At 68.9% G+C, this 23,137-nt stretch carries 19 protein-coding genes and 1 pseudogene; 6 read left to right on the top strand and 14 right to left on the bottom strand.

Annotated features, from left to right (window positions below; genetic code table 11):
• The first annotated feature begins 7 nt into the window (after window positions 1–7).
• Window positions 8–814: a 4-hydroxy-2-oxoheptanedioate aldolase gene (gene hpaI / locus WS75_RS06335; RefSeq protein ID WP_059679650.1), complete on the top strand. Its 807-nt coding sequence runs from the start codon at window positions 8–10 to the stop codon at window positions 812–814.
• A 104-nt stretch (window positions 815–918) separates the two neighbouring features.
• Here hpaI and WS75_RS06330 read toward each other — a convergent pair whose 3' ends face one another.
• The 4 genes from WS75_RS06330 to WS75_RS06315 all read right to left on the bottom strand — a co-directional run bounded on the left by WS75_RS06330 (window position 919) and on the right by WS75_RS06315 (window position 6,184).
• Window positions 919–1,992 (bottom strand): porin, encoded by a 1,074-nt coding sequence (locus WS75_RS06330; RefSeq protein WP_059679649.1) that lies wholly within the window; start codon window positions 1,990–1,992, stop codon window positions 919–921.
• 150 nt (window positions 1,993–2,142) lie between these two features.
• Window positions 2,143–3,210 carry an ABC transporter ATP-binding protein gene (locus WS75_RS06325; protein WP_059679648.1) on the bottom strand — a complete coding sequence of 356 codons (1,068 nt, stop codon included), beginning with the start codon at window positions 3,208–3,210 and terminating at the stop codon, window positions 2,143–2,145.
• Window positions 3,203–4,975 carry an ABC transporter permease gene (locus WS75_RS06320; RefSeq protein ID WP_059679647.1) on the bottom strand — a complete coding sequence of 591 codons (1,773 nt, stop codon included), beginning with the start codon at window positions 4,973–4,975 and terminating at the stop codon, window positions 3,203–3,205. Before WS75_RS06320 ends, WS75_RS06325 begins: the two co-directional genes overlap by 8 nt.
• Window positions 4,976–5,083: 108 nt before the next feature.
• Window positions 5,084–6,184 carry an ABC transporter substrate-binding protein gene (locus WS75_RS06315; RefSeq protein WP_059679646.1) on the bottom strand — a complete coding sequence of 367 codons (1,101 nt, stop codon included), beginning with the start codon at window positions 6,182–6,184 and terminating at the stop codon, window positions 5,084–5,086.
• 125 nt (window positions 6,185–6,309) lie between these two features.
• Here WS75_RS06315 and WS75_RS06310 point away from each other — a divergent pair, with 125 nt between their 5' ends.
• Both WS75_RS06310 and WS75_RS06305 read left to right on the top strand, forming a co-directional pair.
• Complete coding sequence (locus tag WS75_RS06310) at window positions 6,310–6,984, top strand: response regulator (protein WP_059599296.1); 675 nt, start codon at window positions 6,310–6,312, stop codon at window positions 6,982–6,984.
• 127 nt (window positions 6,985–7,111) lie between these two features.
• Complete coding sequence (locus WS75_RS06305) at window positions 7,112–8,509, top strand: sensor histidine kinase (protein WP_179948880.1); 1,398 nt, start codon at window positions 7,112–7,114, stop codon at window positions 8,507–8,509.
• A gap of 88 nt (window positions 8,510–8,597) precedes the next feature.
• Here WS75_RS06305 and WS75_RS06300 read toward each other — a convergent pair whose 3' ends face one another.
• The 8 genes from WS75_RS06300 to WS75_RS06265 all read right to left on the bottom strand — a co-directional run bounded on the left by WS75_RS06300 (window position 8,598) and on the right by WS75_RS06265 (window position 16,731).
• Complete coding sequence (locus tag WS75_RS06300) at window positions 8,598–9,464, bottom strand: MOSC domain-containing protein (RefSeq protein ID WP_059679645.1); 867 nt, start codon at window positions 9,462–9,464, stop codon at window positions 8,598–8,600.
• Window positions 9,465–9,561: 97 nt separating this feature from the next.
• Complete coding sequence (locus WS75_RS06295; RefSeq protein WP_059679644.1) at window positions 9,562–10,521, bottom strand: ABC transporter substrate-binding protein; 960 nt, start codon at window positions 10,519–10,521, stop codon at window positions 9,562–9,564.
• Between the two features lie 38 nt (window positions 10,522–10,559).
• Entirely contained in the window at window positions 10,560–11,741 is a 1,182-nt protein-coding gene (locus WS75_RS06290) for a c-type cytochrome (protein ID WP_059679643.1), read from the bottom strand.
• A 50-nt stretch (window positions 11,742–11,791) separates the two neighbouring features.
• Window positions 11,792–12,616 (bottom strand): ABC transporter ATP-binding protein, encoded by an 825-nt coding sequence (locus WS75_RS06285; RefSeq protein ID WP_059679642.1) that lies wholly within the window; start codon window positions 12,614–12,616, stop codon window positions 11,792–11,794.
• Window positions 12,610–13,704, bottom strand: coding sequence for an ABC transporter permease (locus tag WS75_RS06280; protein ID WP_059679747.1), 1,095 nt, complete (start codon window positions 13,702–13,704; stop codon window positions 12,610–12,612). Before WS75_RS06280 ends, WS75_RS06285 begins: the two co-directional genes overlap by 7 nt.
• 4 nt (window positions 13,705–13,708) lie before the next feature.
• Window positions 13,709–14,743, bottom strand: a complete 1,035-nt coding sequence (locus WS75_RS06275; protein WP_059679641.1) for an ABC transporter substrate-binding protein — start codon at window positions 14,741–14,743, stop codon at window positions 13,709–13,711.
• A gap of 36 nt (window positions 14,744–14,779) precedes the next feature.
• Window positions 14,780–15,625 (bottom strand): class II aldolase/adducin family protein, encoded by an 846-nt coding sequence (locus WS75_RS06270; protein WP_059679640.1) that lies wholly within the window; start codon window positions 15,623–15,625, stop codon window positions 14,780–14,782.
• Window positions 15,626–15,645: 20 nt separating this feature from the next.
• The gene (locus WS75_RS06265; RefSeq protein WP_059679639.1) at window positions 15,646–16,731 is read right to left on the bottom strand and encodes an LLM class flavin-dependent oxidoreductase; all 1,086 of its coding nucleotides are present in this window, start codon (window positions 16,729–16,731) and stop codon (window positions 15,646–15,648) included.
• 432 nt (window positions 16,732–17,163) lie between these two features.
• Here WS75_RS06265 and WS75_RS06255 point away from each other — a divergent pair, with 432 nt between their 5' ends.
• Entirely contained in the window at window positions 17,164–18,489 is a 1,326-nt protein-coding gene (locus WS75_RS06255; protein WP_059679637.1) for an acyl-CoA dehydrogenase family protein, read from the top strand.
• A gap of 67 nt (window positions 18,490–18,556) precedes the next feature.
• Here WS75_RS06255 and WS75_RS06250 read toward each other — a convergent pair.
• Window positions 18,557–19,536: pseudogene (locus WS75_RS06250) on the bottom strand (LysR family transcriptional regulator).
• A 17-nt stretch (window positions 19,537–19,553) separates the two neighbouring features.
• Between WS75_RS06250 and WS75_RS06245 the strand changes: the two are divergent.
• Entirely contained in the window at window positions 19,554–20,120 is a 567-nt protein-coding gene (locus WS75_RS06245) for a cysteine dioxygenase (RefSeq protein WP_059679635.1), read from the top strand.
• 109 nt (window positions 20,121–20,229) lie between these two features.
• Window positions 20,230–21,855, top strand: a complete 1,626-nt coding sequence (locus WS75_RS06240) for a rhodanese-related sulfurtransferase (protein WP_059679634.1) — start codon at window positions 20,230–20,232, stop codon at window positions 21,853–21,855.
• 92 nt (window positions 21,856–21,947) lie between these two features.
• On the opposite strand, the gene WS75_RS06235 is transcribed toward WS75_RS06240, so the two are convergent.
• The gene (locus WS75_RS06235) at window positions 21,948–23,093 is read right to left on the bottom strand and encodes a glycerophosphodiester phosphodiesterase (protein ID WP_059679633.1); all 1,146 of its coding nucleotides are present in this window, start codon (window positions 23,091–23,093) and stop codon (window positions 21,948–21,950) included.
• Between the last annotated feature and the right edge of the window lie 44 nt (window positions 23,094–23,137).

Raw genomic sequence — 23,137 nt, 5'->3', positions numbered from 1 at the left:
GCGCGCGATGCAGATTCCGCCGAATGTCTTCAAGCGCGCGCTCGCGCGTGGCGATGCGCAGATCGGGCTGTGGCTCGGGCTCGCGAATCCGTACAGCGCCGAAGTCGTCGCCGGCGCCGGGTTCGACTGGCTGTTGATCGACGGCGAGCATGCGCCGAACACGGTGCCGACGATTCTCGCGCAGTTGCAGGCGATCGCGCCGTATCCGTCGCATCCGGTCGTGCGGGTGCCGTGGAACGATCCGGTGATCGTCAAGCAGGTGCTCGACCTCGGCGCGCAGACCTTACTCGTGCCGATGGTGCAGAGTGCCGATGAAGCGTGCGCGGCGGTAGCCGCGACGCGTTATCCGCCGCACGGGATTCGCGGGGTCGGCAGTGCGCTTGCGCGCGCGTCGCGGTGGAATCGCGTGGGGGACTACCTGCATCGTGCGAACGACGAGATGGCCGTGCTCGTGCAGGTCGAGACGCGCGCCGGGCTCGATGCGATCGACGCGATTGCGCGGGTCGATGGCGTCGATGGCGTGTTCATCGGGCCGGCGGACCTCGCGGCCGATCTCGGGCATCTCGGCAATCCGGGGCATCCCGATGTGCAGGCTGCGATCGACGGTGCGATCCGGGCGATCAAGGCGGCAGGGAAGGCGCCGGGCATCCTCAGCGCGGACGAGGCGGCGGCGCGGCGGTATTTCGAAGCGGGCGCGCTGTTCGTTGCGGTGGGGGTTGATACGACACTGCTGGCGCGGAGTGCGGAGCGACTGGCGGCGCGGTTCAAGGGGAACGGCGGGGAGGCGGCGAAGAAGGGGGATGGGACGTATTGAACGAAGCGGACGGCATCTCGTACGATCGCGTGCGAGTGCCAGTGACTTCATCGCATGGACGCAGGCGGCCACGCGTGCCGCCGCCTGCGTCGTCAGGCCAGGACTCAGAACCGCTGCTGAATCCCCGCCGTCACGCCGACCTGCGTCGTGCCGTAGCCTGCGAAATCGCGCGAAACGCCGACCTTCTGGTCATGCTTCGCGATCGCAAACGCGCCTGCCGCGTACAGCACCGTGCGCTTCGACAGCGTGTAATTCGCGCGCACCGACACCAACGTCGGATCTGCATCGGTGCCGCCCTTGACGTTCTGGTGATAGACAGCGGCGATCAGCGAGAACGTCGGTGTGAACTGGTACGACCCGCCGACCCAGTACGTGTCGCTCAACTGGTTCGCCGCAGTCGTGCGAAACGTGCGCTTGTAGTTGCGATAGCCGGCCATCGTCTTCAGGTTGCCGAAGTCGTAGCTCAGGCCCGCGTGGATGCCCTGGATGTAGTTGACGGTATCGGCCGGCGTGACGCTGTCGGCCGCGCCGTTCTGCCGGTCGAACGTGAGCACCGCCGCGAACGGGCCGGTCTCGTAGCCGAGCGCGAAGTCGTATTTCGAGCTGGTCTTCACGCTGCCCGGCACGTTGCCGAAGCCGTACATCGCACCGAACTTCACGCCGCTGAATTCGCCGTCGTAGCGCACCGCGTTCGACGAGCGCGTGAACATGCCGTCCTTGCGGCCACCCGTCGCCATCGACGACGTCGCCCACGAGTAGTTCTGCGCGTAACCCATCGGGTCGAACGGCAGCATGTAGTCGTACGTGACGGTGTAGTTGCGGCCGAGCGTCAGCTCGCCCCATTTTCCTTTCAGGCCGACCGTCGCGCGGCGCGCGAAGATCGAGTCGGGGCCGTCGTCGAACGCTCCGTTCGCGAGATCGATGCCGCTTTCGAGGCGGAACACGGCCTTCAGCCCGCCGCCGAGATCCTCGACGCCGCGCAGGCCCCAGCGCGACGTATTCTTGTTGCCCGACTTCAGCTTCACGGAACTGCCGCCTTCCGGTGCCGCATGGTTCGTGTATTCGATGCCGGCATCCATGATCCCGTACATCGTGACCGACGACTGCGCGTGCAAGGACGGCGCGGCGATGCACGCCGCGGCGGCCGAGCTGGTGAGGACTACTGCACGAAATTTCATTGACGGTGTCTCCTGATTTATTGTGGGTTGGGTGAAACGGGTGTGACGCGGTCGCGGCCAACGCCGGAAAGCGTTCGCCGGACCAGCCGGTCATTGTCTTGCTCGACGTGCACGCCGGCGCGCAGGCCGGCGCACAGGCCACCGCGCGGGTCAGCCCGCTTTCGCGAACGCCCAGCAGTCGTTGGTCGGGAATTCGATCCAGTGCTTGCCTGCCGCGCGCGGAACATGGCCGAACGCGCGCAGGCGCATTTCGCCGCAATGGAACAGGTATTCCCAGCGATCGCCGAGATACATCGACGTGACGAGATCGGCCTGCAGCCGGTTCGCGCCCGGGCCGTCGGCGACCTGCACGCGTTCGAGGCGGATCACGGCCTGCACGTCCTGGCCCGGTGCGAACGCGTCGCGGGCCAGCGCCTGCAGTTCCCAGCCGTCGCCGGCGAGCGTCACGCGTTCGCCGTCGACGGCCGCGACGCGTGCGTCGATGCGGTTGTTGCTGCCCATGAACTCGGCCGTGTAAAGCGAGCGCGGCGCGCCGTACAGCTCGGCCGGCGTGCCTTCCTGTTCGATGCGGCCGTTGCGCAGCAGCAGGATGCGGTCGGACATCGCCATCGCCTCGGTCTGGTCGTGCGTCACGCAGAGCGCCGACAACCCGAGCGATACGATCAGCTCGCGCAGCCACGCACGCGCTTCCTCGCGCAGCTTCGCGTCGAGGTTCGACAGCGGCTCGTCGAGCAGGATCACGGGCGGGTTGTAGACGAGCGCGCGTGCGATCGCGACGCGCTGCTGCTGGCCGCCCGACAGCTGATGCGGAAAGCGTTCCGCGAGATGACCGAGGCCGAGCTGGCCGAGCGCGGTCTGCACGCGGCGCTTCTGTTCGGCGGGCGCCACGCGGCGCAGCTTGAGCCCGTAGCCGACGTTCTCTGCCACGGTGCGGTGTGGCCACAGCGCATACGACTGGAACACGAGGCCGAGCGAACGCTGCTCGACCGGCAGGTCGACGCGCTGCGCGCCGTCGAAGAACACGCGGTCGTCGAGCTGGATGCGCCCGTCGGACGGCTGTTCGAGGCCGGCCACCGCGCGCAGCAGCGTGGTCTTGCCGCTGCCCGATGCGCCGAGCAGGCACACGACTTCGCCGGCCTTCAGTTCGAACGACACGCCCTTGAGGATCGGGTTGGCGCCGTAGCTGAGATGCAGGTCGTCGACGATGAGCTTATCCATGAAGTTTCACTCCGAAGCGCAGGGCCACGCCGAGACCGGCGCCGACCATCGCGATGTTGATGACAGAGAGCGCGGCAACCTGGTCGACGGCGCCGGTCGCCCAGAGCGACACGAGCAGCGCGCCGATCACTTCGGTGCCGGGCGACAGCAGGTAGACGGCGGTCGAGTATTCGCGCTCGAAGATCATGAAGATCAGGAGCCACGCGGCGAGCAGGCCGAAACGCACGAGCGGCAGCGTCACGTCGAGCGACACGCGGCTGCGCGTCGCGCCGACGCTGCGGCCGGCTTCCTCGAGCTCGGGGCCGACCTGCAGCAGCGCGCTTTGAATGAGCCGCATCCCGTATGCGAGCCACACGACCGTGTACGCGATCCAGATGCTCCACATCGAGTTCTTCAGCTCGCGCAGGCCCGGAACGAACAGGAATATCCACAGGAACGCGAGACCGGCGAGCAGGCCGGGCACCGCGCGCGGCAGCAGCACGAGGTAGTCGAGCAGTTTCGTCGCCCAGTCGGGGCGGCGGTGGCCGGCGAACGCGACGAGCGAGTAGAAGCCGATCGCGAGCGCGCCGCCGATCACGCCGATGCCGAGCGTGTTGATGATCGCGCGCACGAGGTTGTCTTGCTCGAACAGCTCGATGAAGTTCGACAGCGTCAGCACTTCGGCGAGCGCGACGCCTTCGCCCCAGTTGGTCACGAATGCGCGCAACACGATGCCGGAGATCGGCACGATCACCGTCAGCATCAGCCACAGCGCGACGATCGCGAGCGCGACCCAGCGCCATACGCCGAGCGGCAGCACCGTCGCGCGGCCGGCCTTGCCCTTCACGGTGACGAAACGGTTTGCGGTCTTCAGCAGGCGGCGCTGCAGCAGCACGAGCGGGAACGTGATCGCGACGATGCACACCGCGACCGCGGCCATCAGGTGATACGACGGCACGCCGAGCTTGTTGGTCAGCTTGTACAGGTAGGTCGCTAGCACGAGGTGGCCTTCTGGATCGCCGAGCACGAGCGGCAGCCCGAACACCTCGAAGCCGAGGAAGAACACGAGCACGCCGGCGAACAGCAGTGCGGGCATCGTCATCGGCAGGCTCACGTCGAGCGCGACGCGGAACGGGCGGGCACCCGTCACGCGCGCGGCTTCCTCGACGTCCGAGCCGAGGTTGCGCAGCGCGGCCGACGAGTACAGGTACACGTGCGGAACGTGCGTGAGGCCGACGATCACCGTGATCGCGAAGATCGAGTAGACGTTCCAGGGTACGTTCTGCACCCCGAACAGTTCCTTGAACCATACCGAGTAGAATCCGACCGGGCCGGCGGCGACCACGTAGCCGAACGCGAGCACCATCGGCGACACGAACACGGGCGTGAGCAGCAGCGGTTCGAGCCAGCGGCGGCCGGGCAGGTCGGTGCGCACCATCAGGAACGCGAGAATGCCGCCGAGCGGGATCGAGATGAACAGCATCCCGCCGGCGATGATGAACGAGTTCTTTACGGCCGACCAGAAGTCCGGGTCGGTGAAGATGAAGCGGAAGCCTTCGATGCCGAGCGTCTTGTTCGCATCGAAGAACGGCGCGGACAGCAGGCTCTGGAACAGGATGAAGCCGAGCGGCAGCGCGACCGCGACGGTGAGCACCGCGACGACGATCCAGCGCAGCATGCCGGCGAGCGGCTGCAGGCTGTTGGCCGGCAGCGCGGGGATCGCGCCGCCCGGGCCGGTGGTGGGCGGAACGGCCGGCGCCGTTGCCCGTGTGCTGGTTGAAAGCATGAGTTCGCCCCTGCGGCCATCCGGATGGCCGCCTCTAGGAAGTCGGTAAGGGGAAGGGGGCGCCCGCGCGATGCGCCGCGGGCGCCCCGTGGTCAGCTGCTCAGCGGATCAACGCTTGATCGCCTGCTGCCATTGCTTCAGGAACGCAAGCCGCTTCGACTGGTCGAGATAGACGAGCAGGCCGGTGCCGATCTGGATCGGCTTCAGCGAATCGCCGAGTTCCTTCGTGAGGCTCGCGGCCGACGTTTCGCCGGTCACGTCCGCACGGATCGCGTACAGGTTCGCCTGATTCGCGATCAGCGTCTGGCCGCGCTGCGACAGCAGGTAGTCGACCCACAGCTTCGCGGCGTTCGGGTTCTTCGCCTTCTTCGAGATCGTGGCCAGGCGGCTCACGACTTGTGTGTAGTCCTTCGGAAGCACGTAGCCGATCGACTTGTCCTTCTTCGCCTTCGCGTACGCATACGAGCCGATGATGTTGTAGCCGATCAGGTTCTCTCCGGACGAAATGCGCTCCATCATCGCGCCGGTGCTCGACTGCAGCTTCGGGCCGGTTGCGCCGATCGCCTTCACGAGTTCCCACGTGACCTTCTCGTTCACGTGCGCGTCCTGCGTCAGGTAGTTGAAGCCGACGCCCGACTTTTCGATGTCGTAGGTCGTGACCTTGCCCTTGAACTTGTCGGTCTGCGTGGTGAGCAGCTTGATCAGGTCGGCGCGCGTCTTCGGCACCTCGTTCTCGGGGATCAGGCGCTTGTTGTAGACGATCGCGAGCGGCTCGAACGTCGTGCCGTACGCCTGTTTCTGGTATTGCGCCCATTGCGGCACGCTCGCGCTTTCGGGCGAATCGTACGACGCCATCAGGCCGTCGTTGACGAGCTTGACCTGCAGGTCCATCGCCGAGCTCCACAGCACGTCGGCACTCGTGCTGCTCGCCGCGTTCTCGCTGATGTAGCGGTTGTACAGCTCGGTGCTGTTCATGTCGTTGTATTCGACCTTCACGCCGTACAGGCTTTCGAAGTCCTTGATCAGCGGGCGCACGAGGCCCGTGTCAGTCGTCGAGTAGACGATCAGCTTGCCTTCCTTCTTCGCGGCGTCGACGACGCCTTGGTAGTTACCCGGATACCCGGCCGGAACCTGCGCGACGGCGGCGCCGGCGGCGGTGCCCAGGACGATCGCCAGCGCGGCGGTGAGCTGCTTCGGTGCAAACGGCATGTCTTCCTCCAGTGATGCGTGTGTGTTGTTCGAGTGACGCGGATGTTAATTGCGAGGCACTTTCAGCCTGCTTTCATTTCGGTTCACAATAGCGTCCTTTGTGTCATGGATTTCCCGAGGTCCCCATGCGTGTGCTGCTCGTAGAAGACAACCCGAACCTGGCGCAGTCGCTGAACGACGCGCTGAGCGCCGCGCGCTTCGCGGTCGATCACATGGCGGACGGGGAGGCGGCGGATCACGTGCTGCGCACGCAGGACTACGCGCTGGTGATCCTCGATCTCGGGCTGCCGAAGCTCGACGGGCTCGAGGTGCTGCGGCGGTTGCGCGCGCGCCGCAATCCCGTTCCGGTGCTGATCCTGACCGCCCACGGCTCGGTCGAGGACCGCGTGAAGGGGCTCGATCTCGGGGCCGACGACTATCTCGCGAAGCCGTTCGAGCTGACCGAGCTGGAGGCGCGTGCCCGCGCGCTGATCCGGCGCAGCCTCGGCCACGAGCATTCGCGGGTCGCATGCGGGCCGCTTTCGTATGACAGTATCGACCGCAGCTTCCACCTCGCCGGCGAAGCGCTGCCGCTCACGCCGCGCGAGCGCTCGGTGCTGGAGGTGCTGATCCTGCGCAACGGTCGCGCGATCAACAAGGAGACGCTGTCGGAGAAAATCTTCGGGCTCGACGAGTCGGTCAACGCGGACGCGATCGAGATCTACGTGTACCGGCTGCGCAAGAAGCTGGAAAATACCGGCGTCGCGATCGTCACGCTGCGTGGGCTCGGGTATTTGCTCGAAGCGAAGGCCGCCGGATGAACCCATCCCACGCTCACGTGCTTTGCACGGGACCGGAGTGCGCGCTGAACCGCAATGCCGGATCGACACGTGCGCTGCCCGCCGAGGGGGCGCATGCCGTGCCTGGGGCGGCCCGGCGGGAGGCATGATGATCCGCCGACCGAACCTGCGCACGCAGGTCGCGCTGTGGCTGCTGCTGCCGCTGCTCGGGCTGCTCGCGCTCGACTCGTGGCTCACGTATCAGCGCGCGATGAGCGCCGCGCACGTCGCGTTCGACCGCACGCTGTCGTCGTCGCTGAAGTCGATCCGCGAAGGCGTGCGGCTCAACGACGGTGAGATCGAGGTCGACCTGCCGTATCTCGCGCTCGAGATGTTCGAGTCGGGCGACGGCGGCAAGATCTACTACCTGATCCGCGAGGACAACGGCCACACGATCACCGGCTATCCGGACCTGCCGCTGCCGCCGGGTGACGGCACGCTGTTCGTCACGCGCTACTACAACGTCGTCTATCGCGGCGAGCAGCTGCGCATGGCCGCGTTGCGCGTGCCGGTGCACGACGTGCCGACTGCGCAGACGCGCATCGTGTGGGTGATGGTCGGCGAAACCATCGAGGGGCGCCAGGCGCTCGCGCGCGAAATCCTGATGGGCTCGCTGCTGCAGGAAGGACTGCTTGTCGTGCTCGCGCTCGGGATCGTGTGGCTCGGCGTCGGGCGCGGGCTGCGGCCATTGAACCGGCTGTCCGCGAAGGTCGCCGCGCGTACCGACGGCGATCCGACGCCGCTCGACACCGGCGGCATGCCGAGCGAGCTCGCGCCGCTCGTGGAGTCGATCAACCAGTACATCGGCCGCACGCAGCAGATGCAGGTCGCGCGGCGGCGTTTCTTCGCGGACGCGGCCCATCAGCTGAAGACGCCGCTCGCGGCGGTGCAGGCCGGCGTCGAACTGGCATTGCGGCCGGACGAGCAGCCGCGCGTGAACGTGCACTTGCGGCGCGTGAACGGCGCGGTGCGGCAGGCCGCGAAGATCGTCCAGCAGCTGCTGTCGCTGTCGCGGCTCGATTCGGACAGCGGCCATGCGGTCGCGCACCAGCCGGTCGCGTTGCATCGGCTGGCGCGCAACGTGACGCTCGACTGGTCGCCGGTGGCGCGGGCGCGCGACATCGATCTCGGCTTCGAGCACGAGGCCGACGTCGATGTGCACGGTCAACCAGACCTGCTCGGCGAAATGATCGGCAACCTGATCGACAACGCGATCCGTTATTCGGGCGACCGCGCGGTAATCACGGTGCGCGTGTCGCGCGACGGCGAGCATGCGCGGCTCGACGTGATCGACAACGGGCCGGGCATTCCGGCCGGTGAGCGCGACGCGGTGTTCGAGCGCTTCCATCGTGGCAGCAAGACGCAGACGGTCGAAGGCACCGGGCTCGGGTTGTCGATCGTGCGGGAAATCGCGCGCGTGCATCAGGGCAGCGTGACGCTCTCCGATGCGGCGGGCGGCGGGCTGATCGTGACGGTGATGCTGCCGACGGTTCGGGCGGCGCAGTAGCCGGCGCGGCGATCGACGCAACCGAGGTGAATGGCGGCGGAGGGCGGCGACGGAAACGATATGCCGTCCGCCGCTTCGACCGATCCGCTCAGTCGCCGAACCCGATCTCCGCTTCGAGCGACTGCCCGACCTCGAGCCACGCGCCCGCGCCTTCGACGACGATCGCGTTGATGCCGAACGTCAGCGCGTCGTCGTAGTTCGGATGCGCGCGATAGGTCTGCATCGTGTCGGTCGGCTCGTGCGGCCATGCCGGATCCGGCGCGCCGGTCGCCTGGTCGATCGTCGGCATCGGGCAGCGCGTGCACAGCTTCACGAGGCGCAACCGCACGCGCGTCGCGCCGTCAGCGTCGAGATGCTCGACGAAATCCTCTTCGTACGCATCGAGATCCGTCACGACGATGTTCGGGCGGAAGCGGTTCATCGGAATCGCCGGCGCGCCTTTCGCGACGAGCTTCGCGTTCAGGTCGTCGAGCGACGACTGGCCGATCACGAGCAGCGGGTAGCCGTCCGCGAACTGCGTGTGCGTGTCGATGTCGCCGGTCCATTTGCGGTTGCAGCCACGGCGCGACTCCGCACCGAAGCGCGCGAGCTTCAACGGCGTGCCGAGGAATTCGGTGAGCCACGCGGCCGTCTCGGCGCCCGTGTCGATCGCGTCGACGGTGTCGCGCCAGACGGTCGCGGCCATCTTCGGCGTGGCGGGCGTTGCATCGCCGTCGAGCGGCGTACGGATCTCGGGCATGCCAGGCGCATTCAGCACCAGCGCATCGTGTTCGAGCGCGGTGCGGATCAGCGCGAGGCGCGGGTGCGTGCGCTGCGTGATCATCATCCCGTCCGGGGTGGTGATCAGCCAGTGGCGGTCGTACGCGAGGCCCGTTTCGAGCAGCCGTGCGCGCGACAGCGCGATGCCGGCGCAGGATTTGATCGGATAGACGAAGAGTTCGGAAATGGCTGGCATGACGCTGGCTGACGAAGGCAGGATGGTCGAATCGCGATTGTGCCAGATCATGCGAGAGCCGTTTGGGCGGTTGCACGCCGCCGTGCCGCGCGGCCGGTCACGCCAGCGGAAAGCCGAGGTCGAAGGTCGTGCGCACGTCGAGCGGCTGGCGCAGCAGCCCGGCCTTCAGGTAGAAGTCGGCCGTGCGTTGCTGCCCGGCGATCACCGTCGCGTCGATCGGCTGCCACCGCGTGTTGCGGCGCTCGAACTGCAGCTTCGCGGCAGCCGGCGGGATGCCGACGATGCGCGCGAGCGTCGCGGAATACGCGTCGACGTGCCGGTACGACCAGGCCTGCGCGCGCACGACGCGTTGCAGGAAGTCCCGCAGCACGTCGCGCTTCGACGCGATCGCCGCGTCGGTCGCCGCGACGTAGCTGAGGCCCGACCACAGCCCGCGGCCGTTGACGAGCACGCGTGCGCGGCCGCTGGTTTCGGCGAGCGCGGTATAGGGTTCCCACGTCGCCCACGCGTCGATCGAACCGGTTGCGAGCGCAAGCATCGTGTCGGCCGGCGGCAGGAAGCGGAACGATACGGCATCGAGCGGCAGGGCTGCGGCGTCGAGTGCCTTCAGCGTGACGAAATGGCCGATCGAGCCGCGCGTGGTGCCAATGCGCTTGCCTTTCAGGTCGGCGGCGTCCGTCAGCGTCGCATCGGGCCGCACGAGTAACGCGGTGCCGTACGGGTCGGACCGGTTCGCGCCGATCACCTTGATGCGCGCACCCGATGCGAGCGCGAAGATCACCGGCGCGTCGCCGATCGGTCCGCAGTCGACGGCCGCCGCGTTCAGCGCTTCGGCCAGCGGCGCGGCGGCCGGGAATTCGGTCCATGCGATGTCGTAAGCGAGACCGTTCAGTTCGCCGGCCGCTTCGAGCAGCGCGCGCAGCCCGCCCTTTTGGTCGCCGGCACGCAGCAGCGGTCGCGCGCCCGATTGCGCGTGCAGTGCGGTGGGAGCGACGGCCAAGGTGGCGGCGGCGAGGGCGCTTGCTTGCGTGAGGAAGTGGCGTCGGGTCGGATTCATCGTGAAGTTCGGTCGATTGGAGGAAACGGTTCAGAGATTCAATGCGCAAGCCCGGCCTGCACGTCGCGCACCGGTTCAGCGTCGACACGCAGCAGCAGCGCGGTCAGCGGATCGACGTTCGCGGGGGCGGCGGGCGGCCGTGCGGTCGCATCCGAGCGGCACAACAAATCATCGGCCGACCAGCCCGCGCTGCCAGGCAACGCGCGCGCCCGCAGCCAGCCGCGCCGGTCGGCAAGCAGTTGCGTGCCGCCGAACGTCTCGGGCGACACGCCGGCGATCGTCGCGAACGCTTGCCACGCACCGGGCGTCGACGCGACGCAGTTCGCGCGCGAGCCGGTTGCCGGTGGCGCGGGCGTGTCGTCGGCGGTGAGGAGCAGCGTCTGCCAGCGCGGATCCTCCGTCGGCAGCGCGTTGCCCGGCGCGAGCGCAACGACTCGCACGCGCTGGCCTTCGCGCCAGCGCTCGAGCGGCTGCGGCGCGGCGCTGCCGCAACGCACGTCGAGCGCAGGCAGCGGAACGGGCACGGGCCATGCACCTTCCGCCTGCGCGCCGCTGCCGGCCGACAGCGCCTTCAGGTAAGCGAGCACGGTCCACGTGTCGCCGGGGCCGAGCGTCGCGGCAAAGCCCGGCATCGACGACACGCCGCGCGCGTCGTGCGTACCGTGCCGCACGCGCCAATACAGTTCGCCTTCGAGCCGGCGGGCGAGCAGCGTGCCCGCGAAGGTCGGCGGCCAATGCGCGAGCGTTGCCGCGAGCGGTCCTTCGCCGCGGCCGTCCGCGCCGTGACACGCCGCGCAATGCCGCGTATACAGGTGCGCACCGCGCATCGCGTTCGCGACGGAAAACGGCGCGGGGTTGCGCTGGAAACTGGTCGGCACCGCGGGCGCGAGCCACAGCGACGCCGGTGGCCACGGCGCGAACCACGCGACGGCCACTGCGGCGATTGCCGACGCCGCTCGCCACTTGCGCGAAACGAGCGCGATGCAGGCCAGTGCCACGGCGAGCGCGGTTGCCGCGCAAGCGAACGCAAGCTGTCGCGTGAGCCCGGCATCGATGCGCAGCGTTTCAAGCGCGATCCGATGTGCCCAGGGCCACGCGGCCTGTCCGTCGGCGTCCCCGGTCAGGCCGGCCGCATGCAGTGCGCGGGCGACCGCGATCTGCGCGCGATACAGCAGTTGCAGGAACAGGAGCGCCCAGTCGGCGAACGGCGGTGCATTCATCGGCGCGGCCTTTGCCGTGCGCGGGCCATCCCGCTGGCGGCACTCGGCATCTACCAGCTCGAATCGAGTCCGAGATGCCGCAGCGCTTCGTGGCGCAGTTCGGCGAGACGCGGGTCGCCGCGATGGCGCGGATACGGCAGGTCGACACGCAGTTCCGCGACGATCCGTGCGGGACGCGGCCCGAACACGATCACGCGCTGCGCTAGAAACAGCGCTTCCTCGACATCGTGCGTGACGAGCAGCGCGGAGAACCCGTCGCGTTGCCACAGCGCGGTCAACTCCGCCTGCATCGTCAACCGCGTCAGCGAATCGAGCTTGCCGAGCGGCTCGTCGAGGATCAGCAGGCGCGGATCGTTGACCAGCGCGCGGGCGAGCGCGACACGCTGCGCCATCCCGCCCGACAGCTGATGCGGAAACACGTTCGAGAATTCCTGAAGTCCGACGCGCGCGAGCGCATCGTCGACGCGATGCTGCGCGGTGCGCGCCACGCCACGCGCCTCGAGGCCGAGCGCGACGTTCGCGCGCACGCGGCGCCACGGGTAGAGCGTCGGATCCTGGAACACGACGATGCGCGACGGATCGGGCCGTTCGATCGGCACGCCGTCCTGCACGATTGCGCCTTGTCGCGCGGCGTCGAGGCCCGCGACGAGCCGCAGCAGCGTCGATTTTCCGCAGCCGCTCGGGCCGAGCAGCGCGACGAATTCGCCGGCCGCGACCGACAGCGTGACGTCGTCGAGCACCGGCAGCGGGCCGCCGGGGCCGTCAAACGCATGGCTCACGCGGCGGATGTCGATGCGTGCGCCGCGCGCCGTCGTGGCATCGGGCGTGACGGGTGCCGTGGAGACGGACGATTCGAGAGCGGCGGCGCTCACCATTTGACGGTTCCTTTCTGCCATGCGAGCACACGGTCGCGCACCGCGAACAGCAACGCGATCAGCCCGGAAAACAGCAGCGCCATCACGATCAGCGCCGCATACATGTTCACGTACGATGCCCAGCCCTGCGCCCAGCTCAGGTACCAGCCGAGCCCCGACTTGACGCCCATCATCTCGGCGACGACGAGCACCGTGAACGATGCGCTCAGCCCCATGAAGATGCCGACGAACACATGCGGCAGCGCGGCGGGAATCGCGACGCGCAGTACCAGGAAGCGCGCATTCGCACCGAGCGTGCGCGCGACGTCGTAGTACTGCCGGTTCACGCTCGCGACACCCGACCACGTCAGCACCGCGACCGGGAAGCCGGTCGACAGCGCGATCAGGAACGCGGCGGCCGAATAGCTCGTCGGGAAGAAGTAGAACGTGAGCGGCAGCAGCGCGGTGGCCGGCACCGGGCCGAGCACGCGCAGCACTGGATGCACCCAGTAGCCGATGCGGCGCGACCAGCCGATCGATACGCCGACCGCGAACCCGACCGCGACGCCATACGCGAACCCGAGCGAAAGCAGCTTCAGCGTATTGCCGGCGCTGCCGGCGAGGCGCGGCCAGTCGTCGACGTAGACCTCGATCAAGGCCTGCGGCGGCGCGAAGAACGGCGTTGGCAGCCAGCCGGTCTTGGCCGTGACGATTTCCCACGCGGCAAGCACGAGCGGCAGTGCGACGAGCCACGGGCCGGCCGGGCGCACGCGCGCAAGCCGCGCACGTGTGGCCGGCACGCGATGGCCAAGCGTCGCGGCGACCAGCAGCAGCGCGGCGATCGCCCACGCGGCGATGCCGAACGTGTCGGTGTATGCCCAGTCGGTGAAACCGACGACGCGGTTCGGCCACACGTAAGTCACCGCGCCGAGCGCGGCCCACGCGAGCGCCGCGACGACGCCGGTCGGCCAGGTATGCGCACGGCGGGCTTCGGCCGCGAGCGTCGCGTCGCAGGCGGTGCATGCTGCGCGGGACGTGGCAATTGCCGTGGCGGTGCTGCCCGCTGCGGGTGTGGTCCGCGCGGCGGACGCGTGTTCGATCGTCGACATCGCGTCACCCCAGCACGTTCGCATAGACCTGCTGCGCGAAGCGCTGCGGGTCGGTGCTCTTCTTCAGCACGCTGATCCGGCGGAAATCGTCCGCGTAGAACGCGATTTCCTGCTGCAGGTCGACGTTGGTCGGGTGGTGCGTGTAGGTCAGCGTCGCGTACAGCTTGCGCAGGTCTTCGGGATTGATCTTCGGCGAATACTTCGCGAACGCCTTCGCGGCTTCATTCGGGTTGTCGTGCGTGTATTCGGTTGCCTGCACGATCGAGCGCGCGAGTGCGGCGGCCGCCGGCCGGTCGTTGCGCACGAGGTCGCCGCGCGCGCCGATCACGCAGCACACCTTGCGCGCGTATTCGCCGGACAGGTTCGTCGCGAGTTCCGTGTACGCGCCGTTGCTGCGCTTTTCGAGGAGATAGAGATTCGGGTCGCCGTCGGCGATCGCCTGGATCTCGCCCTTGTCGACCGCGACGCCGAGCAGATCGGCCGGATACTGCCGCCACGTGATGTCGCGTTCGGGATCGATGCCGTTCTTCGCGAGCAGGATCGAGAAGAAGTGCTTGCCGGGCGCCGCGAGATCGCTGACGCCGACCGTCTTGCCCTTCAGCGCCTGCAGCGTCGTCACGCCGGCCGTCTTCGCGCCGAGCAGCCGCACGCAGCCGCCGTGCGAGCTGCCGATGATCTTCACGTCGAAGCCGGCTTCGAGCGGCTTCAGCCAGCGGTGGATCATCCCGACCGCCGCGTCGGCCTTGCCGGTCGCGATCGATTCGAGCAACTGATCGGTCGATCCGCTGTAGTTGATCAGCTCGACCTTCAGTCCGTTCTTCTCGAAGAAGCCGTTCTCCTGCGCGACGACGATCGGCGTCAGGCAGAACGCGTTCTGGTTCCACGCGAACGTGAGCTTTTTCAAAGGCGGCGCGGACCACGCGTTGCGGCCCAGCGTGATCGCCGGCGCGGCGAGCGCGGCGGCGCCGGCCGCACGCAGCAGCCGGCGGCGCTTGTCGTCATGGGCGCCGGTCGGCGCGGGGGCGGTGGTATCGGTCATCGTGTGGTCTCCGGTTCCGGGCATGCGCAAGGGCGTTCAGTCGAGCAGGTCGGGTTCGTCGGCGACGACGCGTGCGAACAGGCTGTCGAACGCGTGCAATGCGCCGTCTGGGCCACCGATCTGGCCGTGCGTGTGTCGCGCGGTCGCGTGATCGATCGGTTGCGGCGTGCCGGCCGCTTCGGCCAGCAACTGCGTGTGCGCGGCGTTGTCGAGCGCGATGTACCACCACGCGGCGGCCTCGACCGTCGGGCCGGCCGTCAGGATCCCGTGGTTCTTCAGGATCACGCCCTTGTGCGTGGTGCCGTCGGGCTTCGCGAGCGCGCCCGCGATCCGTGCGCCTTCGCTCGTGTCGACGACCATGCCCGTGAAGTCGTCGAACAGCGCGTGATCCTCGTAGAACACGCACGCGTCCTGCGTCAGGGGATCGAGCGGGCGGCCGAGCGTCGACCACGCCTTGCCGAAGGTCGAATGCGTGTGCGCGGCGGCGACGATGTGCGGATGCGCGTCGTGAATCGCCGCGTGGATCGCGAACGCGGCCTTGTTCAGCGGCCGGTTGCCGATCGCGGTTTCGCCGCGTGCGTTGACGAGCAGCAGGTCCGATACCTTGATCCGCGAGAAATGCACGCCGAGCGGATTCACCCAGAAGTGGTCGGGCAGTTCGGGGTCGCGCGCGGTGATGTGGCCGGCGAGGCCCGACGCGAAGCCGAAGCGCGCGAACAGGCGGAACGCGGCCGCGAGCCGCTCCTGCCGGTGGCGGCGCTCGGCGGCGACGTCGATGCGCGGCGCGGGCGGGTCGAACCAGAAATGCTGGCGCGGCGTGTCGGCGAGGACGAGGCCCGACGCGGTGCGTGCGGGCAATGACGAAGCCAGGACGGCGGACATGGTCGGCGTCTCCCTTTGGGTCAGGCCGCGCGGCGCGCCGCGTCGCGTGCCGCGACGGCGCTGCGCACGCGCGGAATCAGTTCGCGACCGTAGTCGATCGCGTCTTCGAGCGGATCGAAGCCGCGGATCAGGAACGTCGTCACGCCGAGGTCGTAGTAGTCGAGCAGCGCGTCGGCGACCTGTTCGGGTGTGCCGACCAGCGCGGTCGAATTCGAGCGTGCGCCGGTGAGCTTCGCGATCTCGGTCCACAGCCGCTTGTCGACGCGCGAGCCGCGTTCGGCCGCGGCAAGCAGGCGCCGCGCGCCTTCGCTTTGCTGCGGGCCGCCGGTGCCGAGGCCGGCCGCTTCGCGTACCCGGCGCGTTTCGTCGAGGATCCGGTGCGCGCGCGCCCATGCTTCGTCTTCGGTCGCCGCGAGGATCGGCCGGAACGACACGGAGAAGCGCACCTGCCGGCCGTGCTTCGCAGCTTCGGCGCGCACGCGGGTCGTCAGGTCGCGCACCTGGTCGAGCGATTCGCCCCACAGCGCATAGACGTCCGCGTGCTTGCCGGCGACTTCCAGCGCCGCTTCCGAGGCGCCGCCGAAGTAGATCGGCACGTGCGGCTGCTGGAACGGCTTCACCTCCGAAAAGCCCTGCGTGAAGCGGTAGTGCGTGCCGTCGTGATCGAACGGCTGCGTTTCGGTCCAGATGCGGCGCAGGATGCCGAGATATTCGTCGGTGCGTGCGTAGCGTGCGTCGTGGTCGAGGAAGTCGCCGTCGCGCTGCTGCTCGCTGTCCGAGCCGCCGGAGATGAAGTGCACGGCGAGCCGGCCGCGGCTGAACTGATCGAGCGTCGCGATTTGCCGCGCGGCGAGCGTCGGCGCGGTGAAGCCCGGCCGATGCGCGAGCATGAAGTGGATGCGCTCGGTCGCGGCGGCGGCGAACGCGATCGTCAGCGTCGCGGACGGGCCGGTCGAATGGTGCGGGACGAGGATCCGGTCGAAGCCGGCCGTTTCATGTGCGCGGGCGAAGTCGCGCACGTAATCGGGGTCGACGACGGGGCCGGCGGGCGGATGGATTTCCGACTGCTTCTGGCTCTGGATCATGCCGATGAATTCGACGCTCATCTGGGTCTCCGATGCAAGGACGGCCCCACGCGGCCAGCAACGGCCGGCGGGGGGAATGGAGCGCAGATTACCGCCGGGATCATGCGGAACGGAAATAATCAATCCCGAATTGAATATCAGATTTGCATGGTTTGGCCGCGTGTGCATTGCGCATACGCTGTGGGCTCGCGATGGTGTTGAAAGGGCGTGCCGGGCGGGGCGGTTGCGCCGGGCAGAACCGGATCCGCATGCGGTCCGGGATGTGCGGTCCGGTTCGAATGCCGATGCGTGCGCGCGCATTCGCGGCAAACGTCCGCGAACCGGCGCGCGAGTGCGCAACCGATCGCCGCCGGCTTCACGCGCCGCCGCACCATCCTCCGATCGATCTCCGCGATTGCCGCTGTTGCGTTACCCAGCTACCCAGCTATCCAGTCACCGAGGGAACCCGTACCGATGTCCGCCAGCCTTGCCGCTTCCTCGCCGCTACCGCCGCAGTCATCGCTGCGCCATCTGCCTGCCGACGATGCGCGCGTCGCGGCGCTGCTCGAACGTCTTGCGCCCGAACTCGCCGCCGACGCCGCCCGCAACGACGTCGACGGCCGCTTTCCGCACGAGAACTTCGCGCGGCTGCATCGCGCCGGGCTGATCGCGCAGGTCGTGCCGCGCGAGCATGGCGGTGCGGGCGCGACGCTGGCGCAGGCGAGCCGGATCGTGGCCGCCGTCGCGCGCGCCGACCCCGCGACTGCGCTGGTGCTGACGATGACGTATCTGCAGCATCGCGCGCTCGGCCGTGCGGACAACCGCTGGCCCGAGCACGTGCGGCGTGCGGTGTTCGACAGTGCGGTCGCCGAAGGCGCGCTGATCAACGCGTTGCGCGTCGAACCGGCGCTCGGTTCGCCGTCGCGCGGCGGCCTGCCCGAAACGATTGCGCGTCGCGACGCCGACGGCTGGCGGCTGTCCGGCCACAAGCTGTACAGCACCGGCATTCCGGCGCTGCGCTGGCTCGCCGTATGGGCACGCACCGACGAACCCGAGCCGCGTGTCGGCGTATTCCTCGTGCCGCGCGAGCGCGATGTGGACGGCGACGCAGGCATCCGCGTGATCGAAAGCTGGAACCACCTGGGCCTGCGCGCATCGGGCAGCCACGAGGTCGTGTTCGACGACGTGCGGCTGCCCGCCGATCATGCGGTGGACGTGCGCGCGCCCGATGCGTGGGCCGTATCGGCCGCGAGCCATGCGGATGTCGACGCGCAGGCTGACCAGCAGGCGTGGATGGTCGCGTTGCTCGGCAGCCTCTACGATGCGGTGGCGCGCGCGTCACGCGACTGGCTGCTCGAGTTCGCGACGACGCGCGCCCCGAGCGGGCTCGGGGCGCCGCTCGCAACGCTGCCGCGCATGCAGGAGGCCGTCGGCGAGATCGAAGGGTGGCTGCACACGAACCGCGTGCTGCTCGACGAGCACATCGCGCGCACCGATGCGGGTGACGCACCAACGGTGACGACGAGCGGCCTCGTCAAGCGAACCGTGACCGAGCAGGCGATCCGCGCGGTCGAGCACGCGTTGAAGCTGTCGGGCAATCACGGGCTGAGCCGCCACAATCCGCTCGAACGTCATTATCGCGACGTGCTCTGCAGCCGCGTGCATACGCCGCAGGACGATGCGATCGCGGTCGCCGCCGGGCGTGCCGCGCTCGACGCCGCGGCGCGAAGCGCAACCGCCTACGCGGAGACCGGCGGGACGTCACGCGGCGCACCGGCTTCCGGTCGAAGCGATGCGTGAGCAGGGCCGCCTGACGGGCGGCGCGAACGGGACACCGCGGCGCCGGCGCCGCAGGCCTCGGTCAAGCTCAAGCGGCTTCGTCGTGCGCGGCGGCATCCGCGGGCAGCGCGAATGCGGCGCGCGCGTGCGCGCCCACGGCCGCGAGCGGCGACGCGAAGCGTGCGGCGTCCTGCCGGTGCAGCAGCCACAGATCGATCTGCGGCTTGAAATCGGCGAGCGGCACGATGTCGACCGCGTCGCGCAGCGGGCTGCCTTCGACGAGCGGCATCGGCATCAGCCCGATGCCGATGCCGTTCGCGACGCTCTGCAATTGCAGGTCGCGACCATATGTGTCGAGCGTGACGTGCATCGGCAGCCCCTGCGCGTCGAGCGCGCGGCGCAGGCCCGCGCGAAAGCCGCAGCCGTCGGGATTGAGCACCCAGCCGCGCGCATGGCAGTCGGCGAGCCGGTAGCTGCGGCGCGGCCAGTCGCCCTTGCGGCCGACCGCGACGAGCCGGGTGGCCAGCAGCCGTTCGCCCTCGACGTGCGGCGGCAGCACCATCTCGCGGGCCAGAAACACCAGCGCCGCATCGAGTTCGCGGCGCGCGACGCGCTCGACGAGCATGCCGCCCCAGGCGGTCGTGACCTGCGTGGCGAGCGCCGGCCATTGCCCGGCGATCCGCGCGATCAGGCCCGGCAGCATCAGTTCGCCGAGCCCTTGCGTGAGGCCGACGCGGAATTCGCCGGCGGGCGGCCGCTGGCCGGCCGTCAGTTCGCGCAGCGCATCGACCTCGCGCAGGATCGCGCGGCACTGCGCGAACACCTGCAGCCCGATGTCGGTCGGGCGCGGCGGTTTCGTGTTGCGGTCGAGCAGCGTCGCGCCGAGCGCTTCCTCGAGATTCTGCACGCGCCGTGTGATCGCCGGCTGCGTCATCCCGAGCTCGGCCGCGGCCTGGCTCAGCGTCTGGCAGCGGACGACCGCTGCAAAAGCGTCGATATCGCTAATTTTCATGTTTGTTCTGCATGATCTTTCGGGTGATCATGACGATTCATCATATTCGGCATCATATTCGAGGAGGCAGCCGATGAGTACGCTTTCGTTGCATCAGACGCCGCTGCGTCGGTTCGTCGACGGCCTGGGCGCGCTGCTCGCGTCCGGCGCGAACGAGGCGCGCATTCTCGACGAGGGCGGCGCGCTGCTCGCCGCGCTCGTCGCGCACGACGACTGGCTGCCCGACGCGTTCGCGCAGCCCGATCCCGAACGCTACCGCCAGTACCTGCTGCATCTCGATCCCGACGATCGGTTCTCCGTCGTCAGCTTCGTGTGGGGACCTGGCCAGACGACGCCGATCCACAATCACACGGTGTGGGGGCTGATCGGCATGCTGCGCGGCGGCGAGTTTTCGCAGCCGTACCGGTTCGACGCGACCGGCAGGCCGGTGCCGTCGGGCGATGCGGTGCAACTGCGGCCGGGCGACGTCGAGGCCGTGTCGCCGCGCATCGGCGACGTCCATCGCGTGACCAACGCGTTCGCCGACCAGGTATCGATCAGCATTCACGTGTACGGCGCGAATATCGGCAAGGTCGAGCGCGCGGTGTTCCTGGACGACGGCACCGTGAAGCCGTTCGTGTCCGGCTATTCGAACGTGTGACGCCGCACGTCGCGAGCGTTCCGTTGCGAGCGCGCGCCCGCGGCCTCGGGCTTCAATCGTTTTCCGTTTGTTTTTTTCACCGACTTCAACAGAATCCGACAGAGACATCGTGACGCAATCCGTTGATTCCACCTCCCGTTTCCCCGTCGCGTCGTACCAGGACGTACGCGCGCGCCTCCTGGCCCGCGACGAGCTCGCGCTGATCGACGTGCGCGAGGAAGATCCATACGCGCAGGGCCATCCGCTTTGGGCCGCCAACTTTCCGCTGTCGAAGCTCGAACTCGACGCGTGGACGCGCATTCCGCGCCGCGACACGCCGATCGTCGTGTTCGGCGAAGCCGGCGGCGAGGACCTCGCGCCGCGCGCGGCCGCGAAGCTCGCGCAGCTCGGCTATACCGACGTGCGGCTGCTCGACGGCGGTCTCGCGGGCTGGCACGCCGCGGGCGGCGAGCTGTTCATCGACGTGAACGTGCCGAGCAAGTCGTTCGGCGAATGGGTCGAGGCCGAGCGCCATACGCCGTCGCTGTCCGCGCAGGAAGTGCAGGCGCTGATCGACGAGAAGGCCGACGTCGTGATCGTCGACGCGCGCCGCTTCGACGAATACCAGACGATGAACATCCCGACGTCGACGAGCGTGCCGGGGGCGGAACTCGTGCTGCGCGTGCGCGCGCTCGCGCCGAACCCCGCAACCCGGGTCGTGGTGAACTGCGCGGGCCGCACGCGCAGCATCATCGGCACGCAATCGCTCGTGAACGCAGGGCTGCCGAACCCGGTCGCGGCACTGCGCAACGGCACGATCGGCTGGACGCTCGCGGGCCAGACGCTTGAGCACGGCGCCGCGCGACGCTTTCCCGACGACGTCGAACCCGCGCAGCGCGAGGAAGCCCGTCGCGCCGCGCGCGCGGTGGCCGAGCGCGCCGGCGTGCCGCGCATCGCGCTGGCGGACGTCGCGGCGCTCGACGAGCCGGGCCGCACGCTGTACCGCTTCGACGTGCGCACGCCGGAGGAATACGAGGCCGGCCATCTGCCAGGCTTCCTGGGCACGCCGGGTGGCCAGCTCGTACAGGAGACCGACCATCACGCGCCCGTGCGCGGCGCGCGAATCGTGCTGGCCGACGACGACGGCGTGCGCGCGGACATGACCGCGTCGTGGCTCGCGCAGATGGGCTGGGACGTGCGCGTGATCGAGCCGGCCGGCACGGCGGCCTTCACCGAGCGCGGCCAGCCGCCGCGCGACGTGCCGGCGACGCCGCAGGTGACCGAGGTGTCGCCCGCGACGCTCGCGGGCTGGTTGAAGGAGGCTGCCGCGGGCGAGGTCGCGATCGTCGACGTGACGACCAGCGCGAACTACGTGAAGCGCCATATCCCCGGCGCGTGGTTCGTCGTGCGTGCGCAGTTGCGCGACGCGCTCGCCGCGATCCCGCCGGCGAAGCGCTATGTGTTCACGTGCGGATCGAGCCTGCTCGCGCGGTTCGCGGCGGACGACGCGCGCGCGTTGCTGCCGGCTTCAGCGGCGATCACGGTGCTGACCGGCGGCACGGCCGCGTGGATCGACGCGGGGCTGCCGCTCGAGCACGGCGAGACGCATCTGGCGTCGCCGCGCGTCGACCGCTACCGGCGCCCGTATGAAGGCACGGACAATGCGGCCGCCGCGATGCAGGCGTATCTCGACTGGGAATACGGGCTGGTCGACCAACTGAAGCGGGACGGCACGCACCACTTCCGCGTGATTTGACCGCGGCGCGGCAACCGGCGTGTGGCACGACATGCGCCGCGCCCGGTTGCCGCACGTTCAGCGGCGCATCGCATCCGGCGCGTTCAGTCCGCTCAGCGCTTGAACGTATCGACGGCCGTGCGGCCGACGGTCGGGTCGTCGGTGAAGAAGCCGTCGATGCCCGCGCGCAGGTACGCCTGGATCTCGCGCACCGAGCCCGCGGTGTTGCGCGTGGCAGGCGTGCCGCCGTCCTTCAGCGACGCGGGCAGGAAGTTGTTCTCCGGACGGAACGTATACGGATGCACGACGAGGCCGGCTTCGTGCGCGTAGCGCACGTACGGCGTCGGCTGCTGCAGCGTGCCGTCGGCGGCGACCGCGATGATCGACGTCTTGTACGGGCCGACGCCGTTCGCATAGGACGCGATCTCGCGCATTCCGTCGCGCGTCGACAGGTCACCGTAGGTGCGCTTGTCGTTCGCCTTCACGAAGTCGTACGGGCGCTGATCGGCTTCGTCCATCAACTGCACGAGCTTCCAGTTCGGCTGGCTCGTCTTGATCCGGTTGCGGATCGTCTTCAGGTTCGCGACCTCGAACGACTGGATGTAGACGGTCGCCGTGCGTGCCGTGTACGGATCCTTCAGCAGCGCATCGACGAGACGGTCCTCGAGCGGCAGGCCGACCGACTGGAAGTAAGTCGGGTGCTTGGTTTCCGGATACAGGTGGATCGTGCGGCCGGTCTGCGCGGCCATCTGTTTCGCGAGCGCGACGATTTCGTCGAAGGTCGGAATCTCGAACTGGTCGTTGTACGCGGTGTTCGCCGGGCGGACCTGCGGAATGCGCTCGCGGGTACGCAGCGTCTTCAACTCGGCGAGCGTGAAGTCCTCGGTGAACCAGCCGGTCAGCTGCGCGTCGTCGATCGTCTTGGTCGCCTTGCGGCTCGCGAACTGCGGCAGGGTCGACACGTTCGTCGTGCCGGAGATTTCATTCTCGTGGCGCGCGACGAGTACGCCGTCGCGAGTCGAGACGAGATCGGGTTCGATCACGTCCGCGCCGTCCTCGATCGCCTTGCGGTACGACGCGAGCGTGTGTTCGGGGCGCAGCGCGCTCGCGCCGCGATGGCCGACCACCTGGACCTTCGCGGAGATCGGTTGCGTCGGATCGGATGCCGACACGTCGTCGCCGCCGCAGGCGGCGAGCAAGAGGGCGGCGGCACAGGCGAGCGGGATGCAGCGCAGGGCGGTCGGGCGCGTGAAGTGCATGGTGGAGAACCTTCGAAACGGGAGTCGGTGAAAGGGCGGTCGTT

Origin of the sequence: Burkholderia sp. FL-7-2-10-S1-D7 (assembly GCF_001524185.1) — a bacterium.
Lineage (GTDB): Bacteria > Pseudomonadota > Gammaproteobacteria > Burkholderiales > Burkholderiaceae > Burkholderia > Burkholderia diffusa.
Note: the sequence above shows the minus strand (reverse complement) of the source record. Positions and strands in the feature narration are given on the sequence as shown.